Raw genomic sequence first — 12316 nt, 5'->3', positions numbered from 1 at the left:
TCATGAACAATCTCCTTTCGGCCACTGGAACAGCGGCGGTTGCTTGTCGATGAAACGCTGCGCGGCCTCGCGGTGCGCGGCAGAGGCGAAGCACAGCCCCTGCGCGCCAGCCTCGAAATCGAGCATCGTCGCCAGGTCGGCACCCGGCGCCGCCGCCATTGCGCGCTTGATCAGGCTCACGGCGGTGGGCGAGGCATTCGCGAAGCTGGCTGCGATGGCCTGCGCGCGCGCCAGCACCTGGTCGGCCGGCACGATCTCGGCCACGACGCCCAGCGCCTTCGCCTCGTCGGCAGGCAGCTCGCGCGCCGACAGCATCAGCTCCTTCGCCCGCTGCACGCCGACCACGCGGGGCAGCGTGTGGAAGATGCCGTAGTCGGGCACCAGGCCGACACGCAGGAACGACAGGCAGAAGCGCGCCCGCGGCGAGGCGACGACGAAATCGGCCGCCAGCGCCAGCCCGAAGCCGGCGCCGAAGGCCGGGCCGTCGACGGCGGCAACCACCGGGCGGTCGAGCGTCAGCAGCGTCTGCAGCCAGGCGTGGGTGTCGCGCATGCGTTCGCGGCCGCGCTCGGCATCGAGCTGGGCGCCGAGGATCGCCCGCAGGTCGCCGCCGGCGCAGAACGCGCCCCCGGCACCGGTGAGCACCAGCGCGCGCACGTCGCGGTCACGCGCCACGGCCTGCACGCACTGCGCCAGCTCGTCGCGCAGCGCGAGGTCGATGGCGTTCTTCTGCGCCTGGCGGTTCAACGTGAGCGTGGCCACGCCGCCGCTCACTTCATAGGTCATGCAGTTCACCGATCTGCCTCCTTCTGCTGCAGCTCGCGCCACAGGATCTTTCCGGTGTTCGACTTGGGCAGCGACTCGACGAACTCGACGCTGCGCGGCGCCTTGTAGACCGCCATCGCGCAGCGGCACCAGGCGATGAAGTCATCCGCGTCGAGCACCGCTCCGGGCTTGCGCACGACCACGGCCTTCACGGTCTCGCCGCGCCGGGCATCAGGAGCGCCGATGACGCAGGCCTCGTGCACCGCCGGGTGCTCGTAGAGCCTGGCTTCCACCTCGGCGGGCCACACCTTGTAGCCGGCGGCATTGATCATCCGCTTGAGGCGGTCCTTCATCACGAAGTAGCCGTCGTGGTCGATGAACGCGAGATCGCCGGTGCGCAGGAAGCGCCTGCCGTCCAGATGGAAGAAGGCCTCACGCGTGGCAGCCTCGTCGTTCCAGTAGCCGAGCATCACCTGCGGGGCACAGGTCACGATCTCGCCGACTTCACCGCGGGGCAGCTCATGCAGCGTGTCGGGGTCGACGATGCGCGTGTCGGTGCCCGGCCCGGCAACGCCGAGCGTGCCGGCCTTGGGCCGATCGACCGGGTTGGCCTGCAGGAACGACGCCGTCTCGGTCATGCCGTAGCCTTCGTTGTAGCGGATGCCGCAGCGCGCCCACATCGCCTCGGCCACCGTCGGCGGCATCGGCGCGCTGCCGCCCGTGACGAGCCGCAGGCTCTTCACCTTCCCGGCCGTCAGCGCCGGATGGGCGAAGAAGTCGATCAGCATCGACGGCGCTGCGGCCCAGGTGGTGACGCGTCGGCGTTCGATGAGGTCGAGCGCCGCATCGCGGTCCCAGCGCGGGAGCATCGCGACGGTGCCGCCGAGCATGAGCGGCAGGTGCATTCCGTTCTGCATGCCCATGGCGTGGAACAGCGGCGCGACGGCGAAGAACACGTCCTCGCCGGTGAAGCCGCGCCACGCCACCGAAGCGAGGTTCGACGCCTGAACGGTGGCGTGGGTGTGCATGCAGCCCTTGGGCCGGCCGGTGGTGCCGGAGGTGTACGGCAGCACCGCCAGGTCGTGCACGCCGGCGGCGTGCGGCAGCGGGCGACGGCCGGCGGCGAGCGCCTCGCGCCACGGCACGATGTCGACGAGGCCTTGCACGCGCTCGGCGAACTCGGCGGCGGCGAAACCGACCTTGGCGCCGCTGTCGCGAACGACGTGGGCGATCTCGTCGCGCGTCCACATCGCGTTCACCGGCACAACCGCTGCGTCGGCGCGCAGGATCGCATACGTCGCGACGACGAACTGCGGCGAGTTCTGGCTCATCAGCAACACGCGGTCACCGTGCGCCACGCGCTGAATGGTCTGCAGCCAGCCGGCCAGGGCCTCGGCCTGGCGCAGCAGGTCGCCGTAACGCAGCACCTCGTCGCCGGACAACACCGCCGCCTTGGCCGGCCTGCGCTCGGCCGCGGCGACGAGCGTCTGCCAGAGGCTGCGCGCGGGCACATCGGGCGTCACGCGCGCTGCTCCATCGAGCGCGCGATCAGCTCCTTCATCACCTCGTTGGCGCCGCCGAAGATGCGCATCACGCGCGCATCGGCCCACATGCGGGCGATCGGGTACTCGGTCATGTAGCCGTAGCCGCCGTGCAGCTGCAGGCAGGCGTCGAGCACCTTGCACAGCCGGTCGGTGATCGACCACTTGGCCATCGCCGCGGTCGGCACGTCGAGCGTGCCCTCGAGCTGGCGCTCGATGCACTGGTCGACGAAGGCGCGCGCCAGCGCCGCCTCGGTCTGGCACTCGGCGAGCGTGAAGCGCGTGTTCTGCAGCGCCAGCAGCGGCTCGCCGAAGATGCGGCGCTGCGCCGCGTACGCCAGCGTCTCGTCGACTGCGCGCTGCATCGTCGCCGCGGCGGCGATGGCGATCAGCAGCCGTTCGCGCGGCAGCTGCTGCATGAGCTGCCGAAAGCCCTGCCCCTCCTCGCTGCCGAGCAGGTTGGCCGCCGGCACGCGCACGTCGTCGAAGAACAGCTCGCAGGTGTCCTGCCCCGTCATGCCGACCTTCTCCAGCAGCGGGCCGCGCCTGAAGCCGCGCAGGCTCGCCGTCTCTGCGACGACAAGCGACACGCCGCGCGCGCGCTGCTGCGGGTCGGTCTTGACGGCAACGACCACGAGGTCGGCGTGATGGCCGTTGGTGATGAAGGTCTTCGCGCCGTTGATGACGTAGTCGTCGCCGTCGCGCAGCGCGCTGGTGCGGATGGCCTGCAGGTCGGTGCCGGCGCCGGGTTCGCTCATCGCGATCGCGGCCACCAGCTCGCCGCGCGCCATTGGCGGCAGCCAGCGCCGCTTCTGCTCTTCGCTGCCGTAGGCCAGCAGGTAGTGCGCCACGATGCCGCTGTGCACGTTGATGCTGAAGCTGTTGACGAGCGCGCGTGCCTGCTCGTGGGCGACGACCGCCTCGTGCGCGAAGCTGCCACCGGCGCCGCCGTATTCCTCGGGGATCGAGGCCAGCAGCAGGCCCGTCTCGCCGGCCCGGCGCCAGACCGCACGGTCGGCCACGTGCTCGCGCCGCCAGCGCGCCTCGTTCGGCACGAACTCGCGCTCGAACACCTTGCGCACACTGTCGCGCATGAGCGCGACCTCCGGGGTCATCCAGCGCGGATCGGCGTTCATGCGAGCTCGACGATCGCTTCGCCCGAGAGCTTGACGATGCCGCTCTGGTCGACGGCCGTCAGCTCGATGCGCACGCGCCGGCCGTCAAGCTTCTCCGCCACCGTGCCGCGACAGGCGATGCGGTCGCCGACGTGGGTGATGGCGACGAAGCGGGTGCCGAACGAACGGATGGCACGCTGCGGCACCCAGCCGGTCAGCACGTGCCCGAGGTAGGCCATGCCCAGCATGCCGTGGGCAAACACGTCTTCCTGGCCGGCGCTGCGCGCGAAGTCGAGGTCGACGTGGATCGGGTTGTGGTCGCCGGAGGCGCCGCAGTACAGCGCCAGCGCCAGGCGCGAGATCGGCTCGGATTCGAACGCCGGCAGCGTGTCGCCGACCTGCACGGTGTCGTAACGCGGATCAGCCATGGCGCACCACCGTCAGCGTGCGCAGCGCCGCCACGGCCTCACCGCGCTGGTTCGACACGGCGGTTTCGCGCAACACGAACTCGAGCGCGCCGCCCTTCTTGTCGTAGATGTCGGCGATGCGCGGCTCGAAGCTCAGGCGGTCGCCGGCATAGGCCATCGTGTGGTACTCGAAGTGCTGCTCGCCGTGCAGGATGCTGCGGTAGTCGATGCCCAGCAGCTCGCGCATCGCGGCCGGGTTCGGCTGCTCCATCTCCAGGCAGAAGAGGAAGGTCGGCGGCACCGGCAGCCCGGGATGGCCGGCGTCGCGCGCTGCCGCCTCGTCGACGTAGACCGGGTCGCGCTGCCCGGTCGCCTTGGCGAAGAAACGCAGGCGCCCGGCCTCCACCGCCGCCGTGAAGCGCGGCAGCACGTGGCCGATGTGGCGGCGATCGATGCGCGCCGCCATCACTGCACCCGCTCGTACAGGGTGACGACGCAGGCGCCGCCCAGCCCCAGGTTGTGCTGCAGCGCGAGCCGAGCGCCTTCCACCTGCCGCTGCTCGGCCTGGCCACGCAGCTGCCACACCAGCTCCGTGCACTGTGCTAGCCCGGTGGCGCCGAGCGGGTGGCCCTTGGAGAGCAGGCCGCCGGAAGGGTTGGTGACGACGCGTCCACCGTAGGTGTTGTCGCCGTCGACGATGAACTTCTCGGCCGTGCCTTCGGGCGTGAGCCGCAGCGCTTCGTAGCTGATGAGTTCGTTGGCGGTGAAGCAGTCGTGCAGTTCGACGACGTCGATGCTCTCGGGGCCGATGCCGGCCGCCTCGTAGATGGCGTCGGCGGCGGCACGCGCCATGTCGTAGCCGACCACGCGGCGCATGTCGCCACCGTCGAAGGTGCTGGCGGTGTCGGTGGTCATCGCCTGCGCGGCGATGCGCACGCTCAGGTCCAGGCCGTGCTTCTTGGCGAAGGCCTCCGAGCACAGCACCGCCGCCGCGGCGCCGCAGGTCGGCGGGCAGCACTGCAGGCGGGTCAGCGGGTCGAACACCGCCGGCGCGGCAAGCACCTCGTCGAGCGTGACGGTGTTGCGGAACACCGCGAACGGGTTGCGCGCCGCGTGCTGGCGCGCCTTCACCGAGATGCGCGCGAAGGTGTCGCGCCGGATGCCGTGCTCGGCCATGTAGGCGCGCCCCGCGCCGCCGAAGAACTGCGCTGCGCGCGGCGCGCCGTCCTGCCAGTCCTGCAGCGTGCCCATCGTCTCGGCGAAGCGCGCCAGCGGCGACGGCCGGTCGTCGAAGGCGCTCTTCAGCGCACCCGGGGTCATCTGCTCGAAGCCGAGCGCCAGTGCGCACTCGACGGCGCCGCTCTCGACCGCCTGGCGGGCAAGGAAGAGCGCGCTCGATCCGGTGGCGCAGTTGTTGTTGATGTTGAACACCGGAATGCCGGAGAGACCCAGGCCGTACACGGCCGCCTGGCCGGCGGTGGAGTCGCCGTAGACGTAGCCGACGTAGGCCTGCTGCACGCGCGCGTAGTCGATGCCGGCATCGTCGAGCGCGGCGCGGGCGGCGCGGGCGCCCATCACCGGATAGGGATCGCTCGCGCCGGGCTTGGTGAACGGGATCATGCCGACCCCGACGACGTGGATGTTTCGCTTCATCATGGCCATGAGGATGCGCCGCGGTGCGCGTGTCCCCAATGGCGGCGGCTGCCAATCGGCTTGGCCGATTCGCTCAGCGCCGGCGCTGACTGTCGATCAGCGCTGGCGGTGCCTGTATTCGCCCGGCGCGACGCCGGTCCACTTCTTGAACGCGCGGTGGAACGTGCTCGCCTCCGAGAAGCCGAGCTGCTCGGCGATGTCCACCAGCGTGAGGTCGGGGCGCGCCAGGTACTCGATCGCCGCGTCGCGCCGCAGGTCGTCCTTCAGCGCCTGGAAGCCCTGGCCTTCCTCGCGCAGGCGGCGGCGCAAGGTCTGCGGCGTCATCGCCAGCGTGCGGCCCACGTCTTCGAGCGAAGGCAGCTCGCCCTTGAGGTGGGCGCGCAGCAGGCGGCGGATGCGGTCGGTCAGGTTCGACTGGTCGCGGTAGCGCACCAGCAGGTCAGCCGGCGCGCGTTGCAGGAACTCGGCCAGGCTCTGCGCGTTCTGCACCACCGGCAGCGCGAGCCAGCGGGCTTCGAACGAGTAGCCGAAGTGCGGCGCTTCGTACGCCACGCTGGCGCGGAACGCACGTCCGATCTCGGCGCCGGCCGGCGGCGGCGGGGGGCCGCGGTAGGTGACCCCTTGCAGCGGGATCATCCGCCCGACCAGCCACGACGCCAGCCCGATGCTGAAGAACAGGAACGTGCGTTGCGCGAAGACGAGGCGCGGATTCGGCGCCACGCGCGCGGGCAGTGTGACGTGCGCCGCGCCGTCGTGCACGCGCAGCCGCGGCACGAAGTCGGGCAGCACGCCGTGCCAGTGGCGAAAGCCGGCCCGCATGGCTTCGTCCAGCGTCAGGCAGTGGATCAGCCGGCGGCAGTTCTCGGTGAACGTGCCCAGCGGCACAGGCCGCGACAGCAGGCCCCACAACTCGTCGCGCGTGGCGTGGCGCACGATGCGCAGCAGGCTGGCGAACTGCATCTGCGACACGCGCGCCTGCGGCGACGCGAGCAGCGCGGGCGCGATGCCGGCACGCTCCAGCAGCGGCTCGTCGGCCAGCCCCAGGCGCACGGCGCCGAGCAGCGCCTGGCGCACGTGATGGACCGCGATCGTGTGGTGCGTCTGTGTCACGCCGCCGATGCTACGACGAGCTGACCACCCGCTTCCCAAGCCAGCGCTCGATCGTCTCCGGATCGATGCCCGCCTCGGCCAGCACCTCGGCGCTGTGCTGGCCGGGCAGCGGCGCCGGTCGGCGCAGGCTGAACTCGAATCCACTCAGCTTGACCGGGCAGGCCGGCTGCACGACGCGGCCATAGGCCGGATGCACGCTCTCGTGCACCATGCGGCGCGCGGCGTAGTGCGGATCGGCCACGGCCTCGTCCAGCGTACGAACGGGCGTCAGGCAGGCCGCGGCAGCGCCGTCGAGCGATTCCCAGTGAGCAAGCGGGCGCGAGGCGAAGATGGCGCCGAGTTCGGCGCGCAGGCGCTGTTCGACGCTCGCATCGCCGGTGCGATGCAGCGGCTTCAGATCGGGCCGCCCGAGCAGGTCGCACAGGGCGTTCCAGAACTTGCGCTCGAGCGCACCCAGCGCGACGAAGCGCGCATCCGCCGTGCGGTAGACCGCGTAGCAGGCAAGGCCGCCGGTCAGCGTGTCGCCTCCCGGAGGACACACCGCACCCCGCGTCGACAGCGTTGCGAACGGCATGACCGCATGCGCCAGCGCGCCGTCGGCCATCGCGATGTCGACATGGCGGCCGCGGCCGCTGCGGGCGGCGTCGAACAGCGCGGCGAGGATGCCCATCGCAGCAGTCAGCGCGCCGCCCATCAGGTCGGCGATGGGCAGGTTCGACAGCGCGGGTGTGCCGGCATCGCTGCCGAGCTGGTGGGCGACGCCGGCGTCGGCGCAGTAGTTCAGGTCGTGGCCCGGGCGGTCGCGGTACGGGCCGGTCTGCCCGTAGCCGGTCAGGCTGCAGTAGACGATGCGCGGGTTCACGCGCGCCACCGCGTCATAGCCAACCCCCAGGCGTTCCATCACGCCCGGGCGGAAGCCCTCGACCAGCACGTCGGCACGGCGCGCCAGCGCCAGCAGCGCCTCTACGCCTTCGGGCTGCTTCAGGTCCAGCCGCAGCCCGCGCTTGTTGCGGTTGAGGATGGCACGCAACGCAGGCGGAGCATGGTCGCCGGCGCCGGTGTCCTCGATCTTGACGACGTCGGCGCCGAGGTCGGCCAGGTGAAGCGTGCACACCGGCCCCGGCACCAGGCGGGTGAAGTCGAGCACTTTGATACCGGCAAGCGGCGCGGCGGAGGGCGACAGGGTTGGCTTGGACACGCCACAGTGTAGGAACGCGGCACGCACTTGCCGATGGCTGAAACGCCGAGGGCATTGGCGAAAGCAGTCATGGCCCGCAGCGGCCTGGGGACGCGGCCAAGGGCCGTCCCTGGCGACTCGCGGCTACCACCATTGCACGGGGCACAGGCGCTGGAGCTGGCGGTGGTTTTCGGCAGGCCGATACGATCGTGCCGGCGCGCCTTGTGGAATCCTGCCACCAGGCAGCGACGCGGCCGGCGCGCAAGGGCTGCCGGGCATGCGCAGGAGGTAGAGTTCAGACGGGGGCGGAGTCCGGGCTGAGTGGGGGCCGGCCGCATGCCTGACATCTTGCAACCTGGCCGCTACACAACGACCTGGCTCGCGGACCGTGCGGCGCTTGCGCCGTACGGTGCCAGCGCCGACAGCGGCCGCATCGGAGCGGAACCCATGGACGCTGACCTGCTGATCCACCGCCGCCGGCTGCTGGCCGCCTTCTGCTGCGCGGCCTGGCCCCTGCCATCTGCAGCTCAAAAGCCCTTGCAGGTCGCCTTCGTCTATGTCGGCCCTGTTGGTGAGGCGGGCTGGACCTTCGCGCACGACAGCGCGCGCCAGACACTCGAAGCCAGCTTCGGCAATCGAATCCGCGTCACGACGGTGGCGTCGGTGCGCGAAGGCGGCGACGCCGAGCGCGTACTGCGCGACCTGGTGGAGCAAGGCAACCAGCTGGTCTTTGCGACCTCGTTCGGCTACATGGATGCGCTGCTTCGCGTCGCTGCCGAGCACCCCCAGGTGCGCTTCGAACACGCTACAGGCTACAAGACCGCGCCCAACCTGCGCACCTACGACGCGCGCGCCTACGAGCCGGCCTATCTGGCCGGCATGGTGGCCGGCGGCCTCACGCGCAGCGGCGTGCTCGGCGTGGTCGGCGCGCTGCCGTTGCCGGCGGTCTTGCTCAGCATCAATGCCTTCACGCTGGGCGCCCTGTCGGTCAACCCGGCGGCGCGCACCCGCGTCGTCTGGGTCAACGAATGGTTCAACCCGCCGCGCGAAACCGAAGCCGCGCAGAGCCTGATCAACCTGGGGGCCGACATCCTGATGCAGACCACGGACTCGCCCGCAGCGCTGGAAGTGGCCGAGCGCAGCGGCAAGCTGGGCTTCGGCCTGGCCAGCGACATGGGCAACTTCGCACGCAAGGCGCATCTGGGCTCGATCGTCTACCACTGGGCGCCCTACTGCACAAAGGCCGTGCGCGATGTGCTCGAGCAACGCTGGAGCACGGGCCAGTCCTGGTGGGGCATGAGGGAAGGCGCGGTCGATCTGGTCGGCGTGCCCGCAAGTGTTCCGGCGGCCTTGCGCATGCGCGTCGACGAGGTGCGCCATGGCCTGCGCACGGGCAGCTTCGACATCTGGCGGGGGCCGCTGACGGACAACCGGGGCCGACAGGTCCTGGACCCGCGACAGCTGGCCGACGACGCCTTCCTGCGCCGCATGTCTTTCTACGTCAAGGGTGTCGAGGGACAATTGCCCTCCTGATCGCGACGGCTCTGGCGCCGAATTCAACGACATGCCGAACCAGACAACACCTGACGAGCCTGGCGCGCAGTCCCCGTCGATACAGCGAGCGCTGCTCGACGCCCTGCCGTTTCCGGTCTGGCTCGAGGACGAACAAGGCCGGCTGCTGATCGGCAACGAACCCTTCAGTCGATGGCTGCGCGACGATGCACCGCGCGCGCCTGACGGAACACCGCGTGCCCTTCCCGCCGCGCGCGACGGCTCGACGCTCACCGCGGGCACGGGCGCGCTGAACGAGGTTGCCTACATCGACAGCCGCGGTGAAACACGCTGGCTCGAGACCTGGAGCGCACCGCTGCAGGCGCAGGACCGGGAAGGCATCACGATCCACTATGCGCGTGACATCACGTCGCGCAAGGCGGTCGAACAGGAGCTCAAGCGAACCCTGGCATTCGCCCAGGGCATCATCGACGCGTTTCCGGACCTGCTGTTCGAGACCACCGTCGACGGCCGCTACCTGAACGCCTGGACCAAGAACCCTGAACTCCTCGCGGCGTCTCGGGAGAACCTGATCGGGCGCACGGTGGACGAGGTGATGTCCCCGGAGAGTGCCGCCATCGGCAAGGCCGGCTTGCGCGAGGCCGACGAGACCGGACTGTCGCTCGGCAACATCATCTCGATCGACACGCCGGTGGGGCGCCGCTGGTTCGAGCTGTCGGTCTCGAAGATGTCCATGGGGGAAGGACAGCCCGCGCACCTGATTTCCGTCTCGCGAGACGTGACGGCGCGCCTGGAGCTGCAGGCCGCGCTGGAGCAGAAGGAACGGCAGTTCCGCACCCTGGTGGAGAACTCGCCGGACGTGATCGCCCGATTCGACCCTGCAATGCAGTGCCTGTACGCCAATCCGGCGCTGGCTGCGCACGCCACCGGGGAGGCGGCGAACCGGGTCGCGCTCGACCCGGTGGGCATGCTCGGCGAAGCGGCGGGCAGCGCGCTGCGCGAGCGCCTGGCCAGCGTCGTGCATGAGGGCAAGGCGCTCGACTTCGAACTGGAATGGACCGATGCCCGCGGCCAGCCCGTGTGCAGCCTGGTCAGCCTGACGCCGGAGTTCGGCGCCGGGGGCGAGTTGACCAGCGTGCTGATGGTCGGCCGCGACCTGACGGAGCGCAAGCGCGCGGGCCTGGAGCGCCAGGCCCGCGAGGCGGCCGAGGCGGCCTCGCGGGCAAAGGGTGAGTTCCTGGCCAGCATGAGCCACGAGATCCGCACGCCGATGAACGCGATCATCGGCATGTCCTACCTCGCGCTGCAGGGCCCGCTGGACGCGCGGCAAGAGCGCTATATCCAGACGGTGCACCGCTCCGCCGAATCGCTGCTGGCGATCATCAACGACATCCTGGACTTCTCCAAGATCGAAGCCGGCAAGCTCGACATGGAGAACATCGACTTCGATCTCGCGGACGTCATGGACAACGTCTCCAGCCTGATCGGCATGAAGGCGGAGGAGAAGGGCCTGGAGCTGATCTTCGATCCGTCGCCGAGCGTGCCGACCCGGCTGGTGGGTGACCCGTCACGACTGGGACAGATCCTGCTCAATCTCGGCAACAACGCCGTCAAATTCACCGAGCGTGGGGAGATCGTCATCGGCGTCGGCCTGCTCGAGCGGGACGAGACGACGGCACGGCTCCATTTCGAGGTGCGCGATTCGGGCATCGGCATGAGCCCCGAGCAGCAGCGGCAACTCTTCCAGCCCTTCACCCAGGCAGACATGTCGACCAGCCGCCGTTATGGCGGAACCGGGCTCGGCCTGGCGATCTGCCGCCGCTTGGTGGCCATGATGGGCGGGGACATCCGTGTCGACAGCCAACCCGGGCGGGGCAGCAGCTTCAGTTTCAGCGTCCGGCTGGGGTTGCAGGCCGAAGGGGCGGGCACGGCCGAGTCCGCCCACGACAGCCTGCCGGGCACCCGGCTGCTCATCGTCGACGACAACCCGACGGCACGCGACATCCTCGTCGCGATGGCGCGCGCATTGGGCCTGCGCGCCGACGGTGCCGCCAGCGGCGCGCAGGCCCTGAAGGAGCTGACCGAACAGGACGCGCACGGGGACCCCTACACGCTGGCGCTGCTGGACTGGAAGATGCCCGGAATGGACGGGGTGGATTGCGCGCGCGCGATCCAGCACGCACCGTGGCGGCGAGCCGCACCCGCGGTGCTGATGGTCAGCGCCTTCGGTCTGGACGACCTGCGGCGGCGACTGGACGAAACCCGCCTCGACGTTTCCACGCTGCTGTGCAAGCCGGTCACGCCCGCGAGCCTGCTGAACGCCTGTTGCGCAGCGCTCGCTCGTCCCGAACCATCCAAGGTCCGTGCACAGGTGCGCGACGAGGGGCTGCAAACCTCGCAGGCAGCCCTGCGCGGCGCTCGCATCCTGCTGGTCGAGGACAACCCCATCAACCAGGAACTGGCCTGCACCCTGTTGGCCGAGGCCGGCATCGAGGTCGCGGTGGCCGATGACGGCCGGCAGGCGATCGACATCCTGGGCCGGGAGACCTTCGACGTCGTCCTGATGGACTGCCAGATGCCCGTGCTGGACGGCTATGCCGCAACGGCCATCCTGCGACGCGAACCCAGGCTGCGCGAGCTACCGATCATCGCGATGACAGCCAATGCGATGGTCGGTGACCGTGACAAGGCCCTGGCTGCCGGCATGAACGACTACATCGGCAAGCCGTTGAATGTGGCCGAGATGTTCTCCACATTGGCACGATGGATCGCGCCCGTCCGCCCTCCCGGGCAGCGCTGAGAGCCGCTGTTCTTGGAGCCCAGTTGCGGGCTGGCAGTTTGAACTCGATAAGGCTGGCGGCGAGGCAGCCGGGCGGCTGCCTTTTGGAGCGGCGCGCAATAAAATGTGCCGCGCAAAGCAAAAACGCCCGACCAGCTGGTCGGGCGTTTTGCGAGTTAATAGCCTGACGATGTCCTACTTTCACACGGGAATCCGCACTATCATCGGCGCTGAGGCGTTTCACTGTCCTGTTCGGG

The 12316-nt window shown here is 70.1% G+C and carries 10 protein-coding genes; 2 read left to right on the top strand and 8 right to left on the bottom strand.

The window, feature by feature from the left end:
* The 8 genes from E8D38_RS23560 to E8D38_RS23525 form a co-directional block, all read right to left on the bottom strand.
* Window positions 1–786: an enoyl-CoA hydratase/isomerase family protein gene (locus tag E8D38_RS23560; RefSeq protein WP_140636316.1), complete on the bottom strand. Its 786-nt coding sequence runs from the start codon at window positions 784–786 to the stop codon at window positions 1–3.
* A 5-nt stretch (window positions 787–791) separates the two neighbouring features.
* The gene (locus E8D38_RS23555; RefSeq protein WP_140636254.1) at window positions 792–2288 is read right to left on the bottom strand and encodes an AMP-binding protein; all 1497 of its coding nucleotides are present in this window, start codon (window positions 2286–2288) and stop codon (window positions 792–794) included.
* Window positions 2285–3442 (bottom strand): acyl-CoA dehydrogenase family protein, encoded by a 1158-nt coding sequence (locus E8D38_RS23550; protein WP_140636252.1) that lies wholly within the window; start codon window positions 3440–3442, stop codon window positions 2285–2287. Before E8D38_RS23550 ends, E8D38_RS23555 begins: the two co-directional genes overlap by 4 nt.
* Window positions 3439–3849 carry a MaoC family dehydratase gene (locus E8D38_RS23545; RefSeq protein WP_140636250.1) on the bottom strand — a complete coding sequence of 137 codons (411 nt, stop codon included), beginning with the start codon at window positions 3847–3849 and terminating at the stop codon, window positions 3439–3441. Before E8D38_RS23545 ends, E8D38_RS23550 begins: the two co-directional genes overlap by 4 nt.
* Entirely contained in the window at window positions 3842–4294 is a 453-nt protein-coding gene (locus tag E8D38_RS23540) for a MaoC family dehydratase N-terminal domain-containing protein (protein ID WP_140636248.1), read from the bottom strand. The genes E8D38_RS23545 and E8D38_RS23540 overlap by 8 nt, the downstream gene beginning before the upstream one ends.
* Window positions 4294–5481: a lipid-transfer protein gene (locus E8D38_RS23535; RefSeq protein ID WP_181179389.1), complete on the bottom strand. Its 1188-nt coding sequence runs from the start codon at window positions 5479–5481 to the stop codon at window positions 4294–4296. The genes E8D38_RS23540 and E8D38_RS23535 overlap by 1 nt, the downstream gene beginning before the upstream one ends.
* A gap of 96 nt (window positions 5482–5577) precedes the next feature.
* On the bottom strand, window positions 5578–6591 hold the full coding sequence (locus E8D38_RS23530) for a helix-turn-helix transcriptional regulator (protein ID WP_140636243.1): 1014 nt from the start codon (window positions 6589–6591) through the stop codon (window positions 5578–5580).
* A gap of 10 nt (window positions 6592–6601) precedes the next feature.
* Entirely contained in the window at window positions 6602–7789 is a 1188-nt protein-coding gene (locus E8D38_RS23525) for a CaiB/BaiF CoA transferase family protein (RefSeq protein ID WP_140636241.1), read from the bottom strand.
* Window positions 7790–8215: 426 nt separating this feature from the next.
* On the opposite strand from E8D38_RS23525, the gene E8D38_RS23520 reads away from it, so the two are divergent.
* Window positions 8216–9301, top strand: coding sequence for a BMP family ABC transporter substrate-binding protein (locus tag E8D38_RS23520; RefSeq protein ID WP_246099628.1), 1086 nt, complete (start codon window positions 8216–8218; stop codon window positions 9299–9301).
* Window positions 9302–9332: 31 nt separating this feature from the next.
* Window positions 9333–12080, top strand: coding sequence for a PAS domain-containing hybrid sensor histidine kinase/response regulator (locus E8D38_RS23515; RefSeq protein ID WP_140636237.1), 2748 nt, complete (start codon window positions 9333–9335; stop codon window positions 12078–12080).
* Window positions 12081–12316 lie beyond the last annotated feature (236 nt).

The sequence above is a fragment of the Methylibium rhizosphaerae genome (genome assembly GCF_006386545.1).
Lineage (GTDB): Bacteria > Pseudomonadota > Gammaproteobacteria > Burkholderiales > Burkholderiaceae_C > Pseudorivibacter > Pseudorivibacter rhizosphaerae.
The sequence above is the reverse complement of the archived record's forward strand: the minus strand, read 5'-3'. Positions and strand labels throughout refer to the sequence as shown.

Excerpts from the sequence above, each read along its gene's own strand:
- E8D38_RS23550 (WP_140636252.1), bottom strand. The coding sequence starts at position 3,442 with ATGAACGCCGATCCGCGCTGGATGACCCCGGAGGTCGCGCTCATGCGC.
- E8D38_RS23560 (WP_140636316.1), bottom strand. The coding sequence starts at position 786 with ATGACCTATGAAGTGAGCGGCGGCGTGGCCACGCTCACGTTGAACCGC.
- E8D38_RS23520 (WP_246099628.1), top strand. The coding sequence starts at position 8,216 with ATGGACGCTGACCTGCTGATCCACCGCCGCCGGCTGCTGGCCGCCTTC.
- E8D38_RS23545 (WP_140636250.1), bottom strand. The coding sequence starts at position 3,849 with ATGGCTGATCCGCGTTACGACACCGTGCAGGTCGGCGACACGCTGCCG.
- E8D38_RS23535 (WP_181179389.1), bottom strand. The coding sequence starts at position 5,481 with ATGAAGCGAAACATCCACGTCGTCGGGGTCGGCATGATCCCGTTCACC.
- E8D38_RS23515 (WP_140636237.1), top strand. The coding sequence starts at position 9,333 with ATGCCGAACCAGACAACACCTGACGAGCCTGGCGCGCAGTCCCCGTCG.
- E8D38_RS23540 (WP_140636248.1), bottom strand. The coding sequence starts at position 4,294 with ATGGCGGCGCGCATCGATCGCCGCCACATCGGCCACGTGCTGCCGCGC.